Raw genomic sequence first — 24,743 nt, 5'->3', positions numbered from 1 at the left:
GTAATGATTGCTGGATAAAATTTTTTTCGTTTTCTCATATGCATCCCTCTTTAACTATCATTGTGCCTAAAAAATTCGATTGTTTTTTTATTTTTTACTTATGTTTCTGTTAAATTTTTTTATAATCGTTAAACGAGTCAAGAGCATACAAAAAAACATAGAACAGGAAAGGAGTATTCCCTAACTATTCTGTGTCTTTTGATTGACTATGTTATTCAAGTATCTAGCGATAGTACGCTTCAATTTTACGACTTGGGATCAACCAAGTAACCAAAATCAAGACATTGACTATTAACACGGCGATGGGCGCAATCAAATATCCCAAAATCAATCCCACGACATTCAAACCAATAGATACGTAGGATTTACGATAATTGCCAAACAACTCTTTGATAGATGCATTCTCGTCTTCTTCTGAGGCAACTAATGTCCTTGCTAACAAATAATACGTGAGATTCGCTCCTAATATCACTATACCATAGGTCATTTCAGGGACAAGACTGTTACTGTATTCGCTGATCCATGAAGTAACGAAAGGAAACAGCGACAGGAAAAAAATAAAAAAGCTATTCACCCAGAGCACTCGCCCATTCACTTTGTGGACGGCTTGAAACAAATGATGGTGGTTATTCCAATAAATGCCTAGGGTAAAGAAACTAATGATATAAATAAGAAAACGTGGCGCAAGTGCAACTAGCGCTTCCAAGGTATCTGAGTGTGGTTCATGTAGCTCCAACACTAAAATCGTCATAATAATAGCGATCACAGCGTCTGTAAAGGCTTCTAGTCGATTTTTCGGCATGACTTTCCTCTCCTTTCGCTTCATTTTATTCGTAATAAGGGCAAAAAAGCAACCTTTTCACACCAAAGTAGCAAGTAGAAATCGGGCTCTGGGTGGAGGTTAAGTCAATCAATCCTTGCTATACTTACTATATAGAAAACAGCAAGCGTAACTTCTATTGAGAAGTTTATCAAACGAGAAAAGAGGCGATCATCATGCAAAAAAGAAATACGTTTCAAACAATCATCCTATTAGTGGTAGGTTTCGTCGTAGCTAGCTTTGTCCTCAATCTATTCGTTGGCGTGATCAGTGGTTTATTATGGTTAGGTATTAAATTGTTGATTCCAGCAGCCATTGCAATTTGGTTAGTCCGTTGGATCACTCGCACCACGCAACAAAGAAAATACTACTAATACTATTTTCCTAAATGAAAAACAAAAAGAGACAGAAAATTTCTGCCTCTTTTTTTACTTCTTTTAAATGATATATCATTTAACCTAATGCTACATCTAAGATCATCATGATAATAAAACCAGTCATAACACCAAAAACTGCATAGTGTCGTTTACTTGAAAGTGTTTGTTGCGCTTCAGGAATCAGTTCCTCCACGACGACGTAAATCATTGCACCCGCAGCAAAAGCTAAGGCATAAGGTAGTAAGACTGCAACTTTTGTCACTAAGATTGCCCCGATGACTCCAGCAATCGGTTCAACCACTCCTGAAGCTTGCCCATAGACAAAAGCTTTTGTTCGACTTAATCCTTCTTGTCGGAGAGGAATCGAAACAGCCGCACCTTCTGGAAAGTTTTGAATACCAATACCTAGCGCAACAGAGATCGCTGCTAGCACCGCAGTCGTTGGATTATCTGCAGTTGCCGCTGCACCAAATGCAACACCTACTGCTAATCCTTCTGGAATATTATGCAAGGTAATGGAAAAGACAAGCAAAATCGTGCGTTTTAAATGTGTTGGTAAGCCTTCTTTTTCGTGTGCTGGACCAAAATGCATGTGTGGTAAGGTTTTGTCGGCAATGTATAAAAATAATCCCCCTAGCCCAAAACCAATACTCACCACAAGCCAAGCAATATCACCATTTTCTTCTGCTTTTGTGATTGCCGGATCTAATAAAGACCAAAAACTGGCGGCGATCATCACACCCGAAGCGAAACCTAACATCAAATTGAGTACATCTTTTTTGATTTCTTTAAAGAAAAATACTAAGCCAGCCCCAAGCGCAGTCATAAAATAAGTAAATGCCGTACCCATCAACGCTTGCTGCCAAGGTTCTAGCTTCAGTAACCAATCAACCATACAATTCCCCTTTCACCTTTTTATTCTTACTCTAGCATATTGCCAAAAATGTGACTACTATTCTACTATTAATCTGATGATCGCTTATTCTAAGCGATTATCCCCTCACGCTTTTCCAATCATTCCCAAACCACTTATGGTAAAGATCATCAACGACTTGAACATTTATAATCGTCATGTTTGGATCGACCACCGTATCTTGCTTCTTACCTGAAGAAAGCAAATCGGCGACATGACGGATCTCAAAGACAAATTCACTATCCATTGGAAAATCTTTTGTTAACACTTCTCCGTTATTCATCTGGATCGTATAATGGTCTGTTTTCCAATAGTTAGGGATGATGATCGTGCCCTTTTCTCCAATGATGGTATACGTACTAGTAAAATCCATTTTTGTCGTAAGGAATAAACTGATTAAAAGGTCTTTCTTCTTCAGGTTGACCATACACTCTTCGTCCGTCAGACCTTCTCCATGTTCTACACATAAGCCGTTATATTCATCAAATCCTGTACCAAATAAATATTGACTGACACTTAATGGGTAAGAGGCGTTGGAAATCAATACGCCACCTCCTTGTTCCATCTTCCAGAACCAAGGGATTTTTTCAGAACCCGGTCGAGCATCACGAATATCGACTAATTTTACTTGACCGATTTTTCCTGATCCAATGGTTTTTTTTACGTCTTCGATTGCAGGTAGAAATAGGGCTTTTTGTGCTTCCATGAGAAAAACCTTGTGTTCCTTAGCCAAGGCATAGAGTTCTTGTGCTTGCTCCGAATGTAGCGTAAAAGGCTTCTCCAAAAGCACATGTTTCTTTGCTTGGATCGCGTCTTTCGCAGCTGAAAAATGCAAGTGATTGATCAATGGAATATAAATCAGTTCTATCTCGTTATCAGAAAGTAACGCTGCGTAACTGCCATACGCTTTTGGAATACCTAACTCTGTGGCTAACTGTTGCGCCTTTTCTAAGCGACGTGTCGCAATCGCTACAGCTTGTGCCACGCCACTTTCTTTGATTCCCTCCACAAAACGAGGTACGATCGAGGCACCGCTCATAATCCCGATTTTCAGCATACTCTTCCTCCTAACATTTTGAATCCACTATAACATAGTTTCACACATTACTGGCAATTCACTCTACTTGGTTGAAAGTCGCTTTAGTTGGGCTTTTGATAAGGAAGATTTATACTTTAGACAATAAATATAATTTGTTTTTTTAAGGAGTGGATCAAAATGTCAACGATAAATGCCGGTATTGCCATGGTAAAAGTGCTTGAAAGCTGGGGAGTTGATCATATTTATGGGATTCCGGGTGGTTCGTTCAATTCCATTATGGATGCGTTGTACCATGAAAAAGACCAAATCGATTATATCCAAGTACGTCATGAAGAAGTGGGCGCGTTAGCTGCCGCAGCGGATGCCAAATTAACAGGAAAAGTCGGAGCTGTCTTTGGCTCAGCTGGTCCTGGAGCCACCCATTTGATCAACGGACTTTATGATGCCCAAATGGATCACGTCCCAGTTGTCGCCCTTTTAGGACAAGTGGCTTCGACTTCTATGAATTATACTGCCTTTCAAGAATTAAATGAAAATCCAATTTTCGCTGATGTTAGTGTTTATAATCGGACAGTCATGACACCAGAAAGTTTACCTTATGTCGTTGACGAAGCGATCAAGGCAGCTTATGCACATCAAGGAGTCGCTGTTGTGACGATCCCAGTTGATTTTGGTTTTGAAGAAATCGAGTGGCAGGATGTTTCTAATGCTTCTACGTACAAAACAGGGGTGATCCTCCCTGAGATGGAAGACGTGAAAGCAGCCCTTCCTTATCTCGAACAAGCTCAAAAGCCTGTCTTGTTCATCGGTCAAGGTGTTCGTCATGGCTATGATCAGATCAAGAAATTTACCGAATATTTCAAAATGCCAGTGGTTGCCTCTGTTTTAGCAAAAGGGATCGTGCCAGATGAAGACAAAAATTTTCTTGGATTTGCAGGTCGGGTAGCGACAAAACCTGCGAATGAAGCGTTGGCAGAAGCCGATTTGATTTTATTTGTAGGAAGTGACTTCCCTTTTGGGCGGGCGTTCTTCAATCCAGAAGCTGCCTTTATCCAAGTCGATATTGATGCCGCCAAATTCGGCCGCCGCCACCACACCGATTTAGCTATCTTAGGTGATGGTAAAACAACGTTAGAAAACCTAGTTGAATTGGGGAAAGAGCGCTCAGAAGATGCTTGGTATCTAGCCAATCAAGAAAATCTTCGCAATTGGCGGCGTTGGTTAACATCGTTTGAAGAACCCACAGAGCAATCGATTCGACCAGAAGCAATCTATAAAGAAATCAACCGGATTGCTGAGCGTGATGCTATTTTTGTGACAGATGTTGGAAATACGACCATTCATTCGATCCGTTTGCTGAACATGACTGGTGAGCAGTTACACACTACTTCTGGTTGGTTTGCAACGATGGGCAACGGTGTACCAGGAGGCATTGCTGCTAAATTAAGTTTTCCGGAGAGACAAGTCTTTACTTTAAGCGGAGACGGCGGTTTTGCCATGGTGATGCAAGATATCTTGACCCAAGTCAGCTATCAGTTGCCAATCATCAATGTCGTTTTCTCAAATGATTCATTCGGATTTATCGAAGCAGAACAAGAAGATACTGAACAACAAAAATTTGGTGTTTCCCTTGAACAAGCTGATTTTGGGAAAGCCTGCGAAGCCTTAGGTGCCGATGGCTTCACGATCACACACTACGAACAATTACGCCCTGCCTTCGATGCTGCGGCGAAATCTGATCGACCAGTCGTGATCGACGTCAAGATCCCCAACAAACGGCCCTTACCTGTCGAAGACTTACACTTAGACCCAAGAAAGTATAGCGAAGAAGAAATTGAGCGCTTCAAAGAAAAATACGAAGTACATGATATGCCGGTGCTTCATGAAATATATACGCATCATCTTTCTAAACAGTTGTAAAAATCCAGTAAACCACAAGTTAGTGAGAAAAGATCCACCTCAAATTGATAGGATTTGAGGTGGATCTTTTTCAAATTTCATACACTTATTTTATTACTAATCATCTAAACGCATAAACAATCTGATTGATCCCAACGACCATAAAATAAAATCCAACTAAAAAACTTAGCGTCAACGCAGAGGATAAAGGATTGAATAATAAAATAATACCTAGTAAGATACCCAATACATTGATGACCACTGTAAACCAATAATGTCCTTCGCTTATTCCTCTGAATAAATCAGCAGTAAATAAAGCCAAAACAGAATCAATAATAAACCAAACAGCGAAGACAAATGGTAGTGCAACTACCCCAGCACCAATATTGAAAATGAAAAAGATCCCAATCAATAAATCAATGATCCCAATCACTATCGGCATCTTCCCTTTATATCCTGTCAGTTCTTTTACTCGACTACGTAGAAATAACTCAAATAATCCTTTTAGGATCGCAAAAATAGCAAATACAATAACGATAGCAACTAAGTTACCTACTGGATCGCGAAAAGAAATCAAGGAAACTAAAACAAATAATATCCCTAAAACGAGTGAACCCCAATCAATTTTTCTACTTTCTTTCATTTTAATCCCTACTTTCTTTTAATCTATTTCTATCTTACGCCCCCATTTAAATAACTTCAAAAATTTAGCATTTATGAAAATGCTTTAGTTGTAAAAAAACGGTTTATCTCTTTTCTTCTTTTGATTGTTTCACGTGAAACGTAAAGAATTACTGATTTCCTTGAAACTTTCAACATTCCCCTATATAATTCTAGAAGACTTGGCAAATATTATAAACATAAAGTGAGGAAAAAAATTGATTACTGTAAATGATGTAAGTTTGCACTTTTCAGATCGCAAACTATTTGATGATGTTAATATAAAATTCACTCCCGGCAATTGTTATGGCTTAATTGGAGCAAATGGCGCAGGTAAATCAACATTCCTTAAAGTGTTATCAGGTGACTTGCAACCTTCAACAGGCTCTGTCACATTAGGTCCAGATGAACGTATGGCTGTTTTGAAACAAAACCACTATGACTATGAAGAATATACTGTGATGGAAACAGTAATCATGGGCCATAAACGTTTATATGAAGTAATGAAAGAAAAAGATGCCATCTATATGAAAGAAGATTTCACAGATGAAGATGGGATTCGTGCGGCAGAATTAGAAGGCGAATTTGCAGAATTAAACGGTTGGGAAGCAGAGCCAGAAGCAGCGGTTTTACTTCAAGGATTGAATATCCCTGAAGAGTTGCATCATCAATTGATGAGCGAACTGACTGGTGGCCAAAAAGTGAAAGTGTTGCTTGCACAAACGCTATTCGGTAAACCAGATGTTTTACTTTTAGATGAGCCGACAAACGGACTAGATATCCAATCGATCAACTGGTTAGAAGAATTTTTGATCGAATTTGAGAATACAGTGATCGTTGTTTCCCATGACCGTCACTTCTTGAATAAAGTATGTACCCATATGGCAGATTTAGACTTTGGAAAAATCAAGCTTTATGTAGGAAACTACGATTTCTGGTTAGAATCAAGCCAATTAGCAACTAAGTTACAAGCAAACGCCAATGCGAAAAAAGAAGAACAAATCAAAGAATTACAAGACTTTATCGCACGCTTCAGTGCAAATGCGTCAAAATCAAAACAAGCAACATCCCGTAAAAAAATGTTAGAAAAAATCACATTGGATGATATCCAACCTTCTTCACGTCGCTATCCTTTCGTTGGATTCAAACCAGAGCGTGAAATTGGAAATGACTTACTACAAGTAGAAAACGTTAGTGTGACAATAGATGGTAAAAAGATTTTAGATGATATATCATTTACATTAAACAAAGAAGACAAGGTAGCATTCGTTGCCGAAAACGATATAACAACTACAACGCTATTTAAAGTCATCATGGGTGATCTAACACCTGATACCGGTACTGTCCGTTGGGGTGTAACAACAAGCAATGCTTATCTACCAAAGGATACAACGAAGGAATTCGATACGGACTTAACGATTCTTGATTGGTTACGTCAATATGCAAGTAAAGAAGAAGACGACAATACGTTCTTACGTAGCTTCTTAGGTCGTATGTTGTTTTCTGGTGAGGAAGTACTAAAACCCGTGAATGTTCTTTCTGGGGGCGAAAAAGTGCGTTGCATGCTTTCTAAATTGATGCTTTCAAAAGCAAACGTACTTGTCTTAGACGACCCAACGAATCATTTAGATTTAGAATCAATTACTGCGTTGAATGATGGTTTGATGGCATTTTCAGGTTCGATCCTATTTGCTTCTCATGACCACCAATTCATCCAAACGTTAGCAAATCGTATCATTGCTGTTTCTGATAAAGGCGTTATCGATCGTGCAGATACGACATATGATGAATTCTTAGAGAACAAAGACATCCAAAAACAATTAGAACAATTGTGGAACTAAATATTCCAAAAATAACTATAAAAACAGCTGTACAACGTTGAGTAGTCTTACGTTGTACAGCTGTTTTTCTTTTTTATCGACTCACACCCATTGAAAAGATGGCGATACACCCATAGCCTGTATGACTGGCGATCGTTGGTCCTAAGGGATAGAGTTTGATTTCTTTTGTTTTGATATTTTCTTCTAATAATTTTTTGGCTTTCTCAGCACTTTCTAGGTCTCCGGCATAAGCGATATACACCGTTTGTTCCAATGGAGCGACGATCGTTTTGACCGTTTCCTCCACGATTTTCTGAATGGATTTGTTTCTACCACGCACTTTATCGACATTCTTCAAATGACCACTTGGTTCAACGGTAATGATCGGCTTCACGCTTAACAGACTACCAATAGCAGCACTTGCTTTAGAGATGCGTCCTCCACGTTCTAAATGTTTTAAATCATCAACGGTTACCCAAGAATGAACTTTGAGGTAATTATTTTTTAACCAAGCCAATGTTTCTTCCAAAGAATAACCCGATTCTTTCAAACGAACAGCTTCTAATACAAGTAGTCCTTCCCCGATACTTGCGGCTTTCGTATCAAACACATGAACTTGCGGGTCCTCATAGGTTTCTTTCAATAATTCGACTGCTTGTAAGGCACTGCTGTAAGAACCACTCATGCCACTCGAAAAAGCAACGTACAAGACTGGGATGCCTTTCTCCACATAGCTACGGAAGAATTCCAAATAGCGACCCACATTGATTTGTGAGGTCGTAGGCATTGCTCCTTCACGTAACTGTTGGATGTACCCTTCATAATCAAATGTTTTTCCCAGATCATCGATTCGTATTTCCTCACCAATCTGGATCTCCATGGATAAAAAATCAACATTTGCATTTGCCAACACTTGATAGGGCAGATCGCAACATGAATCTGTGACTATTTGATACATTCGTTCCAACTCCTTTTTTTCTCCACTTTTCATCGCAGTCTATTATAGCAAACTCCTTTAATTTTAAATAACTTCAGCTCTTATATTCGTTGTACTTGGTACAAGCCAATCAAGCGAACGCTTAAATGAACACGATCAGTCTAAAACAAAAGTCACATTCATTTTTGTGTGTCGCCCTAAAACCGATAAATAATGGCAACAGGAGTAATCTCTTGGAAAATAAAGCGACAACCACAAAAATTAGAAAAACAATTTTCGTGGTTGTCGCCGTATTTCTCGAGGCTAAACACTTCTGTCCCGATTTCATTTATTTCACGTGATTTCAGTGGTCCACTCATTCTTAAAAGAATGTTCCTGTTAGCGAATCATCACTGAAAGGCTTAGATTTGCGCCCACACGCTTTCTAAGATATTTGTTTGGTTTCGGTCAGGACCTACTGAAAATGTTGAAATACGCACGCCTACAAGCTCTGAGATACGTCTTACATAGTTACGTGCATTTTCTGGTAATTCAGCTAGTGTGCGACAAGCAGTAATGTCTTCTGACCAACCTGGCAATTCTTCGTAGATTGGTTTGCAACGGTTCAATTCTTTCAAACTCGCTGGATAATGATAGATTCGTTCGCCGTCTAATTCGTACGCTGTACAGATTTTCACTGTTTCTAAACCGCTCAAGACATCGATCGAATTCAATGATAGATTCGTGATACCTGACACACGTTTTGAGTGACGCATCACGACTGTATCAAACCAGCCGACACGACGTGGACGTCCAGTCGTTGTACCATATTCGCGACCGACTTCACGAATTTGTTGACCTGTTTCATCAAACAATTCAGTAGGGAATGGGCCATCTCCCACACGTGATGTGTAAGCTTTACATACACCGACCACTTTATTGATTTTAGAAGGTCCGACCCCACTACCGATCGTTACACCACCAGCCACTGGATTCGATGAGGTAACAAATGGATACGTTCCTTGATCGATATCTAACATCACACCTTGTGCGCCTTCAAATAAAACACGTTTTCCTGCATCTAACGCATCATTTAAGATAACTGATGTATCCGTCACGTACTGTTTGATTTGTTGGCCATATTCGTAGTATTCTTCAAAGATTTCTTCAAAGTCGATTGGCTCTGAATCAAACATTTTCACAAATTGACGGTTTTTATCGTCTAAATTCACTCGTAAACGCTCTTCAAAAATTTCTTTATCCAATAAATCGGCTACACGGATACCGACACGAGCGGCTTTGTCCATATAAGCAGGTCCGATCCCTTTGATGGTCGTACCGATTTTATTTTCTCCTTTTGCATCTTCTTGCAATTGGTCTAATTTGATATGATACGGTAAAATCACATGCGCACGATCAGAAATACGTAAATTATCTGTCGTCACATCTTTTTCATGTAAATAAGCCAATTCTTTGACTAAAGATTTCGGATTGACTACTACACCATTCCCGATCACGCTGATTTTATCTTTATAAAAAATCCCCGAAGGAATCAAGTGCAGTTTATACGTAACACCATCGAATTTAATTGTGTGTCCCGCATTGTCGCCACCTTGGTACCGTGCGATCACTTCAGCATTTTCACTAAGAAAGTCAGTAATTTTTCCTTTCCCTTCGTCGCCCCATTGTGTACCCACTACTACTACAGATGACATTTGAACACCTCATTTAATATTATTTAATCCTGAATTATTGTAACAATACTTCAAACTTTATTCAACTAAAATCGAATGATATTTAATATATTTTAGAGAAAACGTTTAAAAAGCGAACATTATAATTTGCTACGTTCCATTGGTTACTAACAAGTAGGCGCCTGACCTGACTGAGTTTGAAAAAAACATGTCCGGACATTCGTCCTCTCGCACCACCTAAAATCGAATAAACGGCGGGAACTGAAGTAACCACTTCAAAAAATAAGGCGCCAGCCACAAAAATTTGAAGAACAATTTTCGTGGCTGGCACCTTATTTCTCGAGGCTAAACACTTCTGTCCCGACCTCGATGTTTGATTTATTCAGATTTATTCGTCCTAATATTCTTCTCGCGGAGAAAGCGAGGAAAATTTATTGTATTCTTTGATAAAGAGCAATTCGACCGTTCCCCTTGCTCCACTCCGGTTTTTTTCAATGATGACTTCGATCACATTATCATTTTGTGGTTCTGGCGCATCGCCATCTTCGCCACCTTCGCGTTCATAGTAATCATCACGATATAAGAATGCTACGATATCTGCATCCTGCTCGATCGAACCAGACTCACGGATATCACTTAAAACAGGTCGTTTATCTTGGCGTTGTTCCACTCCACGAGAAAGCTGGGAAAGAGCAATGACGGGAACTTTTAATTCTTTCGCTAGCTTTTTCAATTGACGTGAGATATCGGATACTTCTTGTTGGCGGTTTTCTTTCCCATTTCCTTCGATCAACTGCAAGTAATCGATGAGTATCAAACCTAGATTCCCTTTTTCTTGTGCAAGTTTCCGACATTTTGCTCGTATCTCAGAGATTTTGATCCCTGGTGTATCATCAATGAAGATATTTGCTTTGGATAAACTACCCATCGCAACGATCAAATTGGACCATTCTTCTTCTGAAAGCTGTCCCGTACGTAAGTGACTCGCTTCAATCGAACCTTCCGCACAAAGCATCCGGTTGACTAATGATTCTGCCCCCATCTCTAGACTGAAGATCGCTACGGAACGATCTGTCTTTGTACCGACATTTTGGGCAATATTCAAGGCAAAGGCGGTTTTCCCTACCGCCGGACGTGCAGCCAAAATAATCAGCTCTTCTGCTTGGAAGCCAGCAGTCATTTTATCTAATCCTTGGTAACCAGTTGGCAAACCTGTGATCTCTTCATTGTTTTGCGCGAGTTGGTCAATATTTTCAATCGTAGAATTCAAGACTTCCGCAATGGATAAGAACCCGCTACGATTACGTTTTTCTGATACTTCAAGAATACTACGTTCCGCATCATCTAAGATGGATTGGACTTCTTCTCCTTGTTCAAAACCTCTAGTCACGATCCCTGTTGCTGTTTGGATCAAATTACGGAGTAATGATTTTTCTTCCACGATTTTTGCGTAGTAGACAATGTTTGCTGCCGTTGGTACAGCTAAAGCTAAATCAGATAAGTAACTGACTCCACCAGCATCTTCCAAGAGATTTCGTTGCTCCAAACGATCTTTGACGGTCACGACATCAATCGCTTCACTACGGTCATTCAATTCGATCATGATTTCAAAAATGATTTGATGTCCCCGACGATAAAAATCTTTCGGTTCTATGTACTCCATGGCATCGATGATCGTTTCAGCGTCTAGAAAAACAGAACCTAGAACCGCTTGCTCAGCTTCAATATTTTGCGGTGGAATTCGATCCTGCCACACTTCACTCATATTCTATCGCTCCTTGCTTTCAATTGCTTCATTTTACAAGAAAATGGCAGAAAAGTCATCCCTAAAATGAACATCTGTTCCAAAAGCTCTTCCTTCGAAAATAGACCGCAAAAGTCAAAAATAATCGAAAGCGATTTTTGTCCTCTGCGGCTGATTTATCGAAGTGATTTCGTCACATGTTCTTTTCGTTTATTCAGAGACAACGTGTACCTTGATCGTTGCAGTTACTTCATGGTGTAGTTTCACAGGTACGTTGGTATAGCCTAACGTACGAATTGGGTTATTCAACTCGATTTTACGTTTGTCTAATTTTACTTTGTATTGCTTATTCAAACCTTCAGCGATTTGTTTCGATGGGATCGAGCCAAATAAACGGCTATCTTCTCCTGCTTTGGCTTTTAATTCCACGACTGTTTCTTCTTTTTCAAGAAACTCTTTTAATTTTTTGGCTTCTTCAAGAATTTCTGCTTCTTGCTTTTCTTGGGCTTTTTTCTGTCCTTCTAACTGACTGATACTGCTTTTATTTGCTTCTTTTGCCAGATTGTTTTTGATCAAATAATTTTGCGCATAGCCTGTAGGAACTTCCTTGACATCGCCTTTTTTGCCTTTGCCTTTAACATCTTGTAAGAAAATGACTTTCATCTCATCTACTCCTTTTTATATAATTGATTCATATTTTCTTGGATAGCAGCGAGCAGTTGTTGTTTTGCTTCTTCTACAGTCACATTTTCCAGTTGTGTTGCCGCATTGGTGAAATGTCCGCCACCACCTAGGGATTCCATGATCAATTGGACATTGATCGTTCCTGTGCTGCGGGCACTGATACCAACTAAGCCATCCGTCCGTTTCGTAATGACGAAAGCGCCGTTGATATTGACCATTGAGAGCAACGTATCTGCTGTTTTTGCTGCAATAACACTATTATACTCTTTTTCATCTGTCCCTGCTGCCACCACAATATCCTCTGTCACTTGTTCATTGTGCGCGATCAAGTGGCTGATTTCTAAATAAGTGGCTAAATCAGAGCTCAATAAATATTGTACTAAGGATGCGTCCGCACTACAAGTCTTTAAATAGCTTGCAACATCAAACGTACGTGCTGTCGTTCGCACATTGAAGTTATTCGTATCAACGGTCATGCCAGCTAACAACAATGTCGCCTCTAAACGGCTGATCCGATTGGTTCGGCTACTTTGGTATTGGATCAATTCTGTGACTAATTCAGAGGCAGAAGACGCAGAAGATTCAATATACGTTAAGAGCGGTTTGCTTGGAAACTCTTCGCCTCGACGATGATGGTCAATGATCACGATCTTATCAAATTGCTCGTAAAGGCTCTGAGAGATCGATAGCGATGGTTTATGGTAATCGACCATTACGAGTAGATCCTTGGCTTTCTTAAGCTCCATTGCACGTTCTGGCGTAATCAATTGCATCTCCAACTCTGGTTCTTTATGGATTTCTGTTAAACAGCGTTCCACATCTGGAATGATTTCTTTTTCATCGATGACGATATAGGCTTTTTTCTGATTGAAGCGTGCCAGACAACTGACTCCAACGGCTGAACCGATAGCGTCCATATCAGGGAAGCGATGCCCCATAATAAATACATCGCCGGTTTCATCAAAAATTTTGCGTAAAGCTGTACTCATCGCCCGTGAACGAACGCGCGTACGTTTGATGGTCGTTGCTGATTTCCCACCATAGTAAGTAGGTTTCGCTCCTTCACGAACTTCTTTCACCACGACCTGATCCCCACCACGAACCAAAGCGATATCTAAGTTATTTTGAGCTTCGCTACCGATTTCTTCTAGTGTTTGTTGTCCATAGGCAATGCCCATACTAAGGGTCAACGGATGGTTTTGTCTTTCAGCTTCTGCTCGTAAGCGATCTAAAAGATCAAATTTCTTATCCATCATTTTCTTTAAGTCACTCATCTGTCCAAAAAAGAAAAAGCGCTCTGAATTGATTCGTTTAAAAAACACATGATATTCATTCATCCAGTCAGAAATCAGTGTCGTAATGAAGGAGTTCAAATAAGAAACTTCTTTTTCATCCAATTTATCGACCGTATCTGCATAGTTATCGATTGAAAGAATACCAATGATTGGCTGGCTATTCACTTGATGGATCTTCAGTAATTGGTTCTGGGTCACGTCAATAAAGTAAACGACCCCTTTCACCGTATCCAATTCAAATTGAAACGTTTTGTCAGCTAAATAGACTTGATTTTTCTTTTTTTCTTTTGCTGAAAAAAAAGTTTCTAACAAGTCTGCTTCCAATAAAGAGCTTTGGTCTTTCACATTCAATGCGAAAGGATTCAGCCAATCAATGGTTTGTGTCGCTGGTTGGTAAGAGATGATTCCGACTGGCATGATCTCAGAAACATAATTCAAATTGGATTCCGCAACTGTGGAAGCTTGTTGGATCTTGTCACGATTCCTTAGAGTCAACCACCGTTTCATCTTTAAACCATAACGAATACAAAATAGATTCACGATCAGGATGAACAACGCACTGATCAATCGAAATGGCATCAATAATACAACCAAAACTTCTGCAAGGATCAATAAAAGAATGAGCAGAGGGCTCGGGCTTACTTTTATTTTTTCTTTATCCATGTCTTTCCTCCCGTAACTGATTAGCCTAATTTTACCATAACTCATGTCATGTAAGCGACTAAACACCTAAATGGAACAAAAAGAGGAAGTCACGACAGTAGTCATAACTTCCTCTGTAATGGTTTGAAACGATTGGGTATTCCTACAGAATCATTCCTAAAGCGAATTATTCTTCGCCAACGAATGGTAGTAATCCCATGATACGTGCGCGTTTGATTGCAATCGTAATTTTACGTTGGTTTTTAGCGCCTGTACCTGTTACACGACGTGGCAAAATTTTGCCGCGTTCTGAGATAAATCTTTTTAGTAATTCGATATCTTTATAATCGATATATTCAATATGGTTAGCAGCGATGTAGTCTACTTTACGACGTTTACGTCCGCCTCTTCTTTGTTGTGCCATTCTATTTCCCTCCTATCAAATTCGTTTAGAATGGTAAATCATCATCTGAAATGTCGATCGTTGAGCTTGATCCGAATGGATCAGAAGAATCACGATCAAAATCAGGCATACCGTTGGATGATTGAGATGTTTGATTATAGTTATTGTTTCCGCCGTTTCCGCCAAAATTATTTGTCGATTGACCAGTGTCTTGGTAGCCACCGCTTTGTTGACGGTTTTCAGATGCTGCACGACTTTCCAATAATTGGAAGTTTTCAGCAACTACTTCTGTTACGTACACACGTTGTCCTTGTTGATTATCATAAGAACGCGTTTGAATACGACCAGTTACACCTAAAAGAGTTCCTTTATGTGCATAGTTTGCTAGTGTTTCTGCTGATTTTCGCCAAATCACACAATTAATAAAATCCGCCTCACGGTTGCCGTTTTGGCTCGTGAAGTTACGATTGACAGCTAAAGTGAACGTTGCTACAGCAGTGCCACTTGATGTATATCGTAAATCTGGATCTTTTGTCAGACGTCCAACTAGTACAACGTTATTAATCAAAATGGTCATCTCCTCTCATCGTTTGATTGTTCCATGTGAAACAATAATTAAGCTTCTTCTTTTACGATCATGTGACGAACGATATCGTCATTGATTTTAGCAAGACGATCAAACTCGTTGATTGCATCTGCTGATGATGGAGAAGATACTTTAACGATGTGATAGATACCTTCACGGTAACCGTTCATTTCGTATGCTAAACGGCGTTTTTCCCAATCTTTTGATTCGATAACTTCAGCTCCGTTATCTTTCAAGATTGAATCGAAACGTTCGATTAAAGCAGTTTTTGCTTCTTCATCAATGTTTGGACGAATAATATACATGATTTCATATTTCGTGTTTTCCATTGATTTTTCACCTCCCTATGGACTTTCGGCTCTCAGCTTTCCCAAGAGCAAGGAGAGTTTTCTAATAAATTAGACTACTCACAATCCTCAATTATACACGCAACGCACTAAAAAAGCAAGCTGCTGTTCTTTGTTTTCCAAATTTTTCTTTTGAAACGACCAAAAACTCCCAAAGATAGTTTTACCTATTCTTGGGAGTTTTGATTTTAGGACGTTCACTTTTGTTTTACGCCTATTTTCTATTCTTCTGTAGTATCAGTTTCCACATCAACTGTCTCTGCTTCGACAGTCGTTTCTTCCGCAGGTTCTGGTTCTACTGCTGCCATGGTCACCACTTTCGTTTCTGCTTCCATCTTGATCAAGCGCACGCCTAGCGTTGCCCGACCTGTTTGAGAAACCGTTGAAACGTTGAAGCGGATGATGACGCCTTTGTCTGTGATCAACATGATGTCCTCTTCGCCTGTCACCGTCGTCAATCCAGCTAATGGACCATTTTTCTCAGTGATATTCGCAGTTTTGATCCCTTTACCCCCACGTCCTTTGACAGGGTACTCAGAAACCTTGGTACGTTTTCCATAACCTTTTTCTGTGATGATCAAGACTTCATGATCCTCATTCATCAAGGCTGCTCCAACGACGTAATCGTCTTCTCTCAAACGAACCCCACGAACCCCAGAGGCTGTACGTCCCATATCACGAACGGCATCTTCTGCAAAAGTCACAGAATATCCATCGTGTGTACCAATAATGATGTTTGATTTGCCATCAGTCAATAAGACGTTGACCAATTCATCATTTTCTTTCAAACCAATCGCAATCAACCCATTGCTACGGATATTGGCAAAAGCAGTGACAGTCGTACGTTTGACTGTTCCTTGTCGCGTAGTAAAGAACAAGTAATGTCCTTCCTCTGCTTCACCAGTTACTGCGATGATTGCTTGGATCTTCTCACTTGAATCAATGCCAAGTAAGTTGATGATCGGAATCCCTTTTGCTGTACGTCCGTACTCTGGGATCTCGTATCCTTTCGCACGATACACTTTTCCGTTATTGGTAAAGAACAGCAATGTATCATGTGTGGAGCAAGAAACAAGATTTTTCACGAAATCATCGTTATGAACACCCATTCCTTGGATGCCTCGACCCCCACGACGTTGTGCGCGGAATTCGTTGTTGGCTAAACGTTTGATATAGCCATTATTCGTCAATGTGATCACGATTTCTTCTTCTTCGATTAAATCTTCGTCTTCTAAACTCAAGACTTCACCGACCAGTAATTCTGTACGACGTTTGTCGCCAAATCGTTGACTCAATTCAGCAAGTTCGGTTTGGATGATTTCTGTTACCCGTTCAGGGCGAGCAAGAATATCAGCTAAATCTTCAATGAGTTTCAATAATTCTTGGTATTCATTTTCGATTTTTTCTCTTTCCAAACCAGTCAAACGGCGCAAACGCATATCTAAGATTGCTTGCGATTGACGGTCAGAAAGATCAAAGCGTTCGATCATCGCGTTTTTCGCTTCTTCATCTGATTTGGACCCACGAATGATCGCAATGATTTCATCAATATGATCTAAGGCGATTCGTAGTCCTTCTAAGATATGTGCTCTTGCTTCTGCTTTATCCTTTTCAAAGACCGTACGACGTGTAATAACTTCGCGTTGGTGTTCGATATAATTTTCAAGGATCTGCTTCAAGCTTAGAACTTTCGGTACGCCTTTTTCGATCGCTAACATATTGAAACCAAATGAGTTTTGTAAGGATGTCAATTTGTAGAGATTGTTCAAAATAACAGAGGCACTCGCGTCACGACGCACATCGATCACGATACGCATTCCTTCACGAGAAGATTCATCTCTTAGATCCGTGATACCTTCAATTCGTTTGTCACGGTGCAATTCTGAAATTCGCTCAATCAATTTCGCTTTATTGACCATGTATGGCAATTCAGTGACTAAGATCCGCTCTTTTCCATTTGGCATTTCCGTGATTTCTACTTTTGCTCGAACAGTGATTGAACCTTTTCCTGTTTCATACGCTCGACGAATGCCGGATTTCCCCATGACTAATCCGCCTGTAGGAAAATCAGGCCCAGGTAAGACTTCCATCAATTCATTGGTTGTCACATCTGGATTTTCCATCAATAGATCAATCGCTGCTACAACTTCTGTCAGATTATGTGGCGGGATATTCGTCGCCATTCCGACTGCGATCCCTGTCGTACCATTGACTAGCAAGTTAGGAAAACGTGCCGGTAAGACAACTGGTTCTTTTTCCGTATCATCGTAGTTGCTTTGGAAATCCACCGTATTTTTATTGATATCACGTAACATTTCTGTCGCGATTTTACTCATTCTGGCTTCAGTATAACGCATCGCAGCTGCGCCATCTCCATCAACTGACCCAAAGTTTCCATGACCATCTACTAACATGTAGCGATAGCTAAAAGGTTGCGCCATCCGAACCATTGACTCATAGATCGCACTATCACCATGGGGATGGTATTTACCCATAACGTCCCCCACGATTCTGGCTGATTTCTTGTGTGCTTTGTCTGGTGTGACACCTAGCTCATTCATCCCGTATAAAATACGGCGGTGAACTGGTTTTAATCCATCTCTAACATCTGGTAAAGCCCGAGCGACAATGACACTCATGGCGTAATCTATGAAGGAGTCTTTCATTTCGCTGGTTAGATTGACATCATGGATGTTTTCTCTGATTTCTTCACTCATTTTTCTTCCTCCTTCATGATTAAATATCTAGATTTTTAACATAGTGAGCATTTTCTTCAATGAATGCACGACGAGGTTCTACTCGATCACCCATCAACATTTCAAACACTTCATCGGCAGCAATCGCATCATCTACACTGACACGAGCCATCATACGTTTGCTTGGGTCCATCGTCGTTTCCCATAGTTGATGATCATCCATTTCACCAAGCCCTTTGTATCGTTGAACACTTGGTTTTGGTGTTGCTGGTAATGATTCGATGACTTTTCTCAACTCTTCTTCGGCATTTTTTCCTGGTTGGACATACGTGATTTTCTTTCCTTGTTTAACGCCATATAGCGGTGGTTGCGCGATATAAACATAGCCAGCTTCCACGATTGGGCGCATATAACGATAAAAGAGCGTCAATAGCAACGTACGAATGTGGGCACCATCGACATCGGCATCGGTCATGATGACTAATTTATGGTAACGTGCTTTGGACACGTCGAAATCTTCACCAAACCCTGTACCCATCGCTGTAAACAGTGAGCGAATTTCTTCGTTGGCTAAAATTTTATCCATACTTGCTTTTTCAACGTTCAAGATTTTCCCACGGATCGGTAAAATCGCTTGAAATTCACGGCTTCGTCCTTGTTTTGCTGAACCACCAGCTGAATCTCCTTCGACGATGAACAATTCACTTTTTTCAGGATCATTGCTGGAACAATCGGCTAATTTACCAGGTAGATTACTGATTTCCAATGCCCCTTTTCTCCGCGTCACTTCACGCGCGCGTTTAGCCGCTAAGCGGGCTCTAGAGGCAAGTAGTCCTTTTTCGATAATCTGACGGCCCACACTTGGGTTTTCCAATAAGAATTTCATGAAATGCTCACTGAACAAACGATCAGTGACCGTACGTACTTCTGAGTTTCCTAATTTTGTTTTCGTTTGTCCTTCAAACTGAGGATCTGGATGCTTGATCGAAATGACTGCTGTCAAGCCTTCACGCACATCTTCACCTGTCAAATTATCATCATTTTCTTTCATCAATTTTTGCTTGCGTGCATAATCATTGATGACCCGTGTCAAAGCTGTCTTAAATCCTGATTCATGTGTTCCGCCTTCATACGTATGGATATTGTTGGCAAAACTCATGATATTAGAATGATAACCGTCTGTATATTGCATCGAAACTTCGACAGTGATTTCTTGTTGTTCCCCTTCTAAATAAACAGGTTCTGGGAAAATCACTGTTTTGCTCGCATTTAAATATTCGACGTAGCTTTTGATTCCACCGTCATAATGGTATTCTTTCACGACAGGCTTTTCTTCGCGACGATCTTCAATTGAGATTTTCATCCCACGATTCAAGAAAGCCAGCTCACGAATACGAGTCGCTAATTTATTAAAGTCGAAAGTTGTCGTTTCTGTAAAAATTTCTGGGTCTGGGATGAAGTGAACGGTCGTTCCACTTAAATCAGTGTCACCGATGACTTTCAAATCATCGACTACCGCCCCACGACGATATTCTTGGTAATAGATCTTACCATCTTTGTACACTTTGACATCTAATAGTGTCGATAGTGCATTCACAACGGACGAACCAACCCCATGAAGACCACCGGATACTTTGTAGCCGCCTCCGCCAAATTTACCACCCGCATGCAAGACAGTAAAAACTGTTTCTACAGCTGGACGACCGGTCTTCGCTTGGATATCGACCGGAATCCCACGACCATCATCGATGACAGTGATACTGTTGTCTTCCTCAATGATGACTTGGATCTTTGTCGCAAATCCTGCCAAGACTTCATCGATCGAATTATCGACGATTTCCCATACTAAGTGGTGAAGTCCTTCTGAACTTGTTGAACCAATGTACATCCCCGGACGTTTCCGAACGGCTTCAAGACCTTCAAGCACTTGAATCTGACTGGCATCATATTCTTTTGCGCGCTCGACTAAACTTCTTTCTTCTGTCATGTATGTTTATTCTCCTTTTATTTCTCCCTGCTGAACATAAAAAATCTCAGGTTCAACAGTCATTTTATTTTTAACGTGATCTAGGGAGGTAGTAGTTAAGAATGTCTGTACTTTCCCTTCAATCGTTTCAAGTAAATGGAGTTGACGTTGGTCGTCTAACTCACTCATTACATCATCCAGTAATAGGATCGGATACTCGCCTGTTTCTTCTTTGATCAAATCGATCTCTGCTAATTTGACACTTAATGCCGTTGTTCGCTGTTGACCTTGAGAACCAAAATTTTGCACGTTTTTTTCATTGACAAAAAAAGAAAGGTCATCTCGATGGGGACCTACAGTCGTTGTCCCTCGAAAGAGATCTTTCTTTTTGTTTTGTTCGAGCAACGTTAAAAATTGTGACTGGATCTCTTGAACTGTCATAGTGTCTAAAGAAGAGAGGGCGGTCACATATTCGATTGCCAACTGTTCTCTTTGATGCGTGATTTGTTGATGTAAAGAATTTGCCCAATATTCTAAACGCTTGATAAACTGCGCTCTTGCCTTTAGTACTTTGCTACCAAATTCTGCTAGTTGTTCAGATAAAATATCAAGATAAAGTAAATCCGTTTGTTTTTTCTCATTCAATTGCTTCAAATATTGATTTCTCTGCTTTAGGACTGCTTGATATTGGACAAGATCGTAAAGATAGATTGGATTGATCTGACCTAATTCCATATCTAAAAATTTGCGTCGGATCTGTGGGCTTCCTTTCACTAAAGAAAGATCTTCAGGAGCAAATAAAATGACATTCAATTGTCCAACATAACTACTCAACTTCTTTTGTTCGATATGATTGATCTTTGTTTTTCGTCCTTTTTTAGACAGTTGGATCTCTAACGGAATCTTAGAGGTTCCTCTGGTGATCTCCCCTTGGATCATCGACTGCTCATCGTTCCATCCAATCAACTCTTGTTCACTATTTGTACGATGACTTCTTGTCATTGCAAGCACATAAATACTTTCCAAAAGATTCGTTTTTCCTTGGGCATTTTCTCCTAAAAAAATCACGAGGTTTTTGGAAAAATCAATTTGCAATTCTTGATAGTTTCGATAATTTTTGAGGTGCAGCTTATTCAGCCTCATTATCGTTATTCCCTTTTTTTACCATAAAAAAAGTTCCTGCTTCTGGAACTTCGATCATCATACCGGGATAAAGCTTTCGTCCACGACGATTTTCTGGCTCGCCATCAACCAAAACCGTGTTTTCTGCTAAATACCATTTTGCTTGTCCACCACTGCCGATGACTGTGACTTCTTTCAGCATTTGACCCAACGTCATAAACTCAGTTTTTAGAATGACTTGTTGTTTCACTCTTCATCCCTCATTTTCATTATTAAAAGTATACTTTATTATACCCTTTTTTTCGCAAGAAAACAAATTTATCCATATATTTTTCCATATGAGCGGATTTAAATGAAAAAAGGTGATTTGAACAAAAAGAAACAGAAAGCCTTAAAATTGATTTTAGGGCCTTCTGTTTAAAATGGTTTATTTTTCAGTTTATTTTCAATTAGTATTTTAGTTTGTGCGTACTGGAGTGATCAATTGGATGAATTGTACCCCATCTTCCGTTGGTTCTAACGTAAATGGACGAATGGCAGAAATGAATTTTACTTTGATACTCATATCGCCAAATGCACGCAAAGCAGCTTTCATATAGTCCGGATTAAAGGAAATGTCCAGCGGATCACCGGTGCTAGTCGTATAGTTCAAGCTCTCTTCTACTTTTCCGATTTCAGGAGAATTACCGTATAGAACAACAGAATCAGGCTGGATCGACAAACGAACGATATTGTTGCGTCCTTCATGTGAGAGCAAAGAGGCACGCTCGATCGCTGCTAAAAAGCTTGGAACAGAAAATTCAACTTCGGTATTGAAACTTGAAGGAATCAAACGATTCGTATCGGGATAATTCCCTTCTAACAAGCGTGAATAAAAATACATATTTTCAGTTTTGAACAATACTTGGTTTTCCATAATACTGATTTCTACGATTTCTTCTTCATTTGTCAATGAACGTGATAATTCAGTCAAACTTTTTCCAGGAATCACGATATCGAATTGATCAGCTGATTGTTCGATCGGGATCACTCGTTGACTCAAACGATGTGAGTCAGTTGCTACTGCTAATAACGAGTTGTCTTTCAAAATGAAATGAACACCTGTAAGGATTGGGCGACTTTCATGTTGAGAAACAGCAAACACTGTTTCATTGATCAATTTGGTCAATACATGTACAGGTAATTTCATCTGGTTGTGACTCTCTACAACAGGAAGATGAGGGTAATTATCCGCATCTAACCCATTCACTAAGAAATTCGCTTTCCCTGAAGTAATGGCCACTTGTTTGTTTTCTAACACTTCTAGCGTAAAGGTTTCTTCGGGCAATCGACGAATGATTTCACTGAAGAAGCGAGCTTGTAGAACAATGGCTCCTGTTGCTTCAATTTGCATTTGCGCTTTTTCATTTTCAACAGATAGAAACGTCTCAATTGAAATATCTGCATTACTACCTGTTAAAGTCAGTCCTTCTTGATTGAGGGTGATTTTAACCCCTGTCAAAATAGGAATTGTCGTTTTACTTGAAATCGCACGCTGAACAGTTTGCAATTCTTGCATAAATGTTGCGCGGTTTAAGGTTACTTTCATTGTAGATCTCCTTTGCCATATATTTATTTTATTATTAGTAAATAAAGTAATAAAAGTATTAGGTACTGTTGATACTGTGGAAAACTATAAAAATGCTAGAAGAGAAAAGAAAAAACAGCTGTGGAAAATATGTGCATAACTTTTGAATGATTTCTAATTTTATCCACAAGGTGTTTTTCTTTCTATCAAGCATCTTTTTAGTTTAATAGAAAATTTTTGATTTCTGATACTTCATTTTGCATGCTGACACTTGAATCGATCAGCTGCTGGATTTTTTCGTGCGCATGGATGACAGTTGTGTGATCTTTTCCACCAAATTCAGCGCCGATTTTAGGAAGAGAGCTATCGGTTAATTCCCGAGCCAAGTACATAGCGATTTGACGAGGAACAACGATCGATTTGACGCGTTTCTTTCCTTTTAGATCCTTTAATTGAATATGGTAATACTTTGCAACTTCTTCTTGGATCTGCAAAATCGAGAGTTGCGGGTGTCCTTTGCCAGATTTCAATGTCTTTAAAGCATCAGCAGCTAAACTAGTTGATATATCTTCACTGTTCATCGTAGCAAATGCTTGAACACGTACAAGAGCGCCTTCTAGTTCACGAATGTTGGAATCGATTTGTCCCGCAATATAACTTAAGGTATCATCAGGAATTTCTAAGCGTTCTGCTGCGGCTTTTTTTCTCAAAATAGCTGTTCTTGTTTCAAGGTCAGGTGGCGTGATATCTACTGAAAGTCCCCAAGCAAAGCGAGAAACGAGACGTTCCTGCAATTTAGGGATTTCGTTTGGTAAACGATCACTCGTTAGGACGATTTGTTTGCCTTCATTGTAGAGCGCATTGAAGGTATGGAAAAATTCTTCTTGAGTTGCTTCTTTTTCAGCAAAAAATTGAATATCATCGACTAATAGTAAGTCGACATTTCGATATTCTTGGCGAAATTCTTCGGCCGTTTTATTTTGGATCGAATTGATAAAATCATTGGCAAACGTCTCACTGCTTACATATTTGACCTTCGCATTTGGCTGACTTAACAACATTTGATGACCAATCGCGTGCATCAAGTGAGTCTTACCAAGTCCGACACCACCATAGAAGAACAATGGATTATAAATCGAACCAGGATCTTCAGCAACGACCAAGGCAGCGGCATGAGCCATCTGATTACCTTTTCCGATCACAAATGTATCGAAGGTATACTTAGGATTCAACATCGCTTTTTTGATTGGTGTGATTGGGGGAACTTTCATTGTTTTGATTTCTTCTACTTCTTCTTGTTCCGCTTCTTCACCGGTCACAAAACGTGGAATGATCTCTTTTCCCGTTAACATGTAGCCGACCTCAACAATCTTTGTTGCGAGATTTTTTTCCCAATATTCCTTATGGATCTTACTTGGAACAGTCACCACTAATTGGCTTTGTTCTAAGGATTTAGGTTGTGCTGTCTCAATCCAAGTATTGTAACTTGCTGGAGACAGTTCTTTTTGATAAGTCGTTTTTAATTCAGTCCATAAAGCATCGAGGGATACCAT

General features: G+C 39.8%; 21 protein-coding genes. 3 read left to right on the top strand and 18 right to left on the bottom strand.

The annotated features are described in order from the left end of the window. Nucleotides 1-223: 223 nt before the first annotated feature. Nucleotides 224-802 (bottom strand): TMEM175 family protein, encoded by a 579-nt coding sequence (locus IGJ00_RS00105; RefSeq protein ID WP_071867646.1) that lies wholly within the window; start codon nt 800-802, stop codon nt 224-226. Nucleotides 803-996: 194 nt separating this feature from the next. On the opposite strand from IGJ00_RS00105, the gene IGJ00_RS00100 reads away from it, so the two are divergent. Then, nucleotides 997-1,194, top strand: coding sequence for a hypothetical protein (locus tag IGJ00_RS00100; protein ID WP_065096712.1), 198 nt, complete (start codon nt 997-999; stop codon nt 1,192-1,194). Between the two features lie 79 nt (nt 1,195-1,273). Here IGJ00_RS00100 and IGJ00_RS00095 read toward each other — a convergent pair whose 3' ends face one another. Then, nucleotides 1,274-2,092: a ZIP family metal transporter gene (locus tag IGJ00_RS00095; RefSeq protein ID WP_034689684.1), complete on the bottom strand. Its 819-nt coding sequence runs from the start codon at nt 2,090-2,092 to the stop codon at nt 1,274-1,276. Between the two features lie 97 nt (nt 2,093-2,189). Next, complete coding sequence (locus IGJ00_RS00090; RefSeq protein WP_438843990.1) at nt 2,190-3,167, bottom strand: Gfo/Idh/MocA family protein; 978 nt, start codon at nt 3,165-3,167, stop codon at nt 2,190-2,192. A gap of 159 nt (nt 3,168-3,326) precedes the next feature. On the opposite strand from IGJ00_RS00090, the gene spxB reads away from it, so the two are divergent. Then, nucleotides 3,327-5,069: a pyruvate oxidase gene (gene spxB, locus IGJ00_RS00085; protein WP_438843989.1), complete on the top strand. Its 1,743-nt coding sequence runs from the start codon at nt 3,327-3,329 to the stop codon at nt 5,067-5,069. A gap of 100 nt (nt 5,070-5,169) precedes the next feature. On the opposite strand, the gene IGJ00_RS00080 is transcribed toward spxB, so the two are convergent. Further along, on the bottom strand, nt 5,170-5,691 hold the full coding sequence (locus IGJ00_RS00080; protein WP_019722684.1) for an HdeD family acid-resistance protein: 522 nt from the start codon (nt 5,689-5,691) through the stop codon (nt 5,170-5,172). 235 nt (nt 5,692-5,926) lie between these two features. On the opposite strand from IGJ00_RS00080, the gene IGJ00_RS00075 reads away from it, so the two are divergent. After that, nucleotides 5,927-7,549, top strand: a complete 1,623-nt coding sequence (locus IGJ00_RS00075; protein ID WP_010734549.1) for an ABC-F family ATP-binding cassette domain-containing protein — start codon at nt 5,927-5,929, stop codon at nt 7,547-7,549. A gap of 73 nt (nt 7,550-7,622) precedes the next feature. Here IGJ00_RS00075 and IGJ00_RS00070 read toward each other — a convergent pair whose 3' ends face one another. The 14 genes from IGJ00_RS00070 to dnaA all read right to left on the bottom strand — a co-directional run. Further along, nucleotides 7,623-8,486 (bottom strand): DegV family protein, encoded by an 864-nt coding sequence (locus IGJ00_RS00070; protein WP_438843988.1) that lies wholly within the window; start codon nt 8,484-8,486, stop codon nt 7,623-7,625. Nucleotides 8,487-8,866: 380 nt separating this feature from the next. Continuing rightward, nucleotides 8,867-10,159, bottom strand: a complete 1,293-nt coding sequence (locus tag IGJ00_RS00065) for an adenylosuccinate synthase (RefSeq protein ID WP_104872007.1) — start codon at nt 10,157-10,159, stop codon at nt 8,867-8,869. 376 nt (nt 10,160-10,535) lie between these two features. Further along, complete coding sequence (dnaB, locus tag IGJ00_RS00060; protein WP_010734552.1) at nt 10,536-11,903, bottom strand: replicative DNA helicase; 1,368 nt, start codon at nt 11,901-11,903, stop codon at nt 10,536-10,538. A 189-nt stretch (nt 11,904-12,092) separates the two neighbouring features. Next, complete coding sequence (gene rplI, locus IGJ00_RS00055) at nt 12,093-12,545, bottom strand: 50S ribosomal protein L9 (protein ID WP_010734553.1); 453 nt, start codon at nt 12,543-12,545, stop codon at nt 12,093-12,095. A 5-nt stretch (nt 12,546-12,550) separates the two neighbouring features. Further along, nucleotides 12,551-14,524: a DHH family phosphoesterase gene (locus IGJ00_RS00050; RefSeq protein WP_074801123.1), complete on the bottom strand. Its 1,974-nt coding sequence runs from the start codon at nt 14,522-14,524 to the stop codon at nt 12,551-12,553. A 166-nt stretch (nt 14,525-14,690) separates the two neighbouring features. Beyond that, entirely contained in the window at nt 14,691-14,927 is a 237-nt protein-coding gene (rpsR, locus tag IGJ00_RS00045) for a 30S ribosomal protein S18 (protein WP_010734555.1), read from the bottom strand. 25 nt (nt 14,928-14,952) lie between these two features. Beyond that, nucleotides 14,953-15,474, bottom strand: coding sequence for a single-stranded DNA-binding protein (gene ssb, locus IGJ00_RS00040; RefSeq protein WP_010734556.1), 522 nt, complete (start codon nt 15,472-15,474; stop codon nt 14,953-14,955). Between the two features lie 47 nt (nt 15,475-15,521). Continuing rightward, the gene (rpsF, locus tag IGJ00_RS00035; RefSeq protein WP_019723039.1) at nt 15,522-15,821 is read right to left on the bottom strand and encodes a 30S ribosomal protein S6; all 300 of its coding nucleotides are present in this window, start codon (nt 15,819-15,821) and stop codon (nt 15,522-15,524) included. A 239-nt stretch (nt 15,822-16,060) separates the two neighbouring features. Next, the gene (gene gyrA, locus IGJ00_RS00030; protein ID WP_086335262.1) at nt 16,061-18,556 is read right to left on the bottom strand and encodes a DNA gyrase subunit A; all 2,496 of its coding nucleotides are present in this window, start codon (nt 18,554-18,556) and stop codon (nt 16,061-16,063) included. 19 nt (nt 18,557-18,575) lie between these two features. After that, entirely contained in the window at nt 18,576-20,522 is a 1,947-nt protein-coding gene (gene gyrB, locus IGJ00_RS00025) for a DNA topoisomerase (ATP-hydrolyzing) subunit B (RefSeq protein WP_071867653.1), read from the bottom strand. A 6-nt stretch (nt 20,523-20,528) separates the two neighbouring features. Further along, nucleotides 20,529-21,644, bottom strand: a complete 1,116-nt coding sequence (gene recF / locus IGJ00_RS00020) for a DNA replication/repair protein RecF (RefSeq protein ID WP_071867654.1) — start codon at nt 21,642-21,644, stop codon at nt 20,529-20,531. Next, the gene (gene yaaA / locus IGJ00_RS00015; protein ID WP_019723041.1) at nt 21,631-21,873 is read right to left on the bottom strand and encodes a S4 domain-containing protein YaaA; all 243 of its coding nucleotides are present in this window, start codon (nt 21,871-21,873) and stop codon (nt 21,631-21,633) included. The genes recF and yaaA overlap by 14 nt, the downstream gene beginning before the upstream one ends. Nucleotides 21,874-22,080: 207 nt before the next feature. Then, nucleotides 22,081-23,211, bottom strand: a complete 1,131-nt coding sequence (dnaN, locus tag IGJ00_RS00010) for a DNA polymerase III subunit beta (protein WP_019723042.1) — start codon at nt 23,209-23,211, stop codon at nt 22,081-22,083. A 197-nt stretch (nt 23,212-23,408) separates the two neighbouring features. Beyond that, nucleotides 23,409-24,743 (bottom strand): chromosomal replication initiator protein DnaA (gene dnaA, locus IGJ00_RS00005; RefSeq protein WP_023518857.1); only part of this gene is annotated, 1,335 nt, incomplete at its 5' end.

Origin of the sequence: Enterococcus sp. AZ062 (assembly GCF_051715065.1) — a bacterium.
GTDB lineage: Bacteria > Bacillota > Bacilli > Lactobacillales > Enterococcaceae > Enterococcus_B > Enterococcus_B mundtii.
Note: the sequence above shows the minus strand (reverse complement) of the source record. Positions and strands in the feature narration are given on the sequence as shown.

What these genes read in the sequence shown, in the direction of transcription:
- IGJ00_RS00105 (WP_071867646.1), bottom strand. Translation starts at nt 802, where the DNA reads ATGCCGAAAAATCGACTAGAAGCCTTTACAGACGCTGTGATCGCTATT.
- IGJ00_RS00100 (WP_065096712.1), top strand. Translation starts at nt 997, where the DNA reads ATGCAAAAAAGAAATACGTTTCAAACAATCATCCTATTAGTGGTAGGT.
- IGJ00_RS00095 (WP_034689684.1), bottom strand. Translation starts at nt 2,092, where the DNA reads ATGGTTGATTGGTTACTGAAGCTAGAACCTTGGCAGCAAGCGTTGATG.
- IGJ00_RS00090 (WP_438843990.1), bottom strand. Translation starts at nt 3,167, where the DNA reads ATGCTGAAAATCGGGATTATGAGCGGTGCCTCGATCGTACCTCGTTTT.
- spxB (WP_438843989.1), top strand. Translation starts at nt 3,327, where the DNA reads ATGTCAACGATAAATGCCGGTATTGCCATGGTAAAAGTGCTTGAAAGC.
- IGJ00_RS00080 (WP_019722684.1), bottom strand. Translation starts at nt 5,691, where the DNA reads ATGAAAGAAAGTAGAAAAATTGATTGGGGTTCACTCGTTTTAGGGATA.
- IGJ00_RS00070 (WP_438843988.1), bottom strand. Translation starts at nt 8,486, where the DNA reads ATGTATCAAATAGTCACAGATTCATGTTGCGATCTGCCCTATCAAGTG.
- IGJ00_RS00065 (WP_104872007.1), bottom strand. Translation starts at nt 10,159, where the DNA reads ATGTCATCTGTAGTAGTAGTGGGTACACAATGGGGCGACGAAGGGAAA.
- dnaB (WP_010734552.1), bottom strand. Translation starts at nt 11,903, where the DNA reads ATGAGTGAAGTGTGGCAGGATCGAATTCCACCGCAAAATATTGAAGCT.
- rplI (WP_010734553.1), bottom strand. Translation starts at nt 12,545, where the DNA reads ATGAAAGTCATTTTCTTACAAGATGTTAAAGGCAAAGGCAAAAAAGGC.
- IGJ00_RS00050 (WP_074801123.1), bottom strand. Translation starts at nt 14,524, where the DNA reads ATGGATAAAGAAAAAATAAAAGTAAGCCCGAGCCCTCTGCTCATTCTT.
- rpsR (WP_010734555.1), bottom strand. Translation starts at nt 14,927, where the DNA reads ATGGCACAACAAAGAAGAGGCGGACGTAAACGTCGTAAAGTAGACTAC.
- rpsF (WP_019723039.1), bottom strand. Translation starts at nt 15,821, where the DNA reads ATGGAAAACACGAAATATGAAATCATGTATATTATTCGTCCAAACATT.
- gyrA (WP_086335262.1), bottom strand. Translation starts at nt 18,556, where the DNA reads ATGAGTGAAGAAATCAGAGAAAACATCCATGATGTCAATCTAACCAGC.
- gyrB (WP_071867653.1), bottom strand. Translation starts at nt 20,522, where the DNA reads ATGACAGAAGAAAGAAGTTTAGTCGAGCGCGCAAAAGAATATGATGCC.
- recF (WP_071867654.1), bottom strand. Translation starts at nt 21,644, where the DNA reads ATGAGGCTGAATAAGCTGCACCTCAAAAATTATCGAAACTATCAAGAA.
- dnaN (WP_019723042.1), bottom strand. Translation starts at nt 23,211, where the DNA reads ATGAAAGTAACCTTAAACCGCGCAACATTTATGCAAGAATTGCAAACT.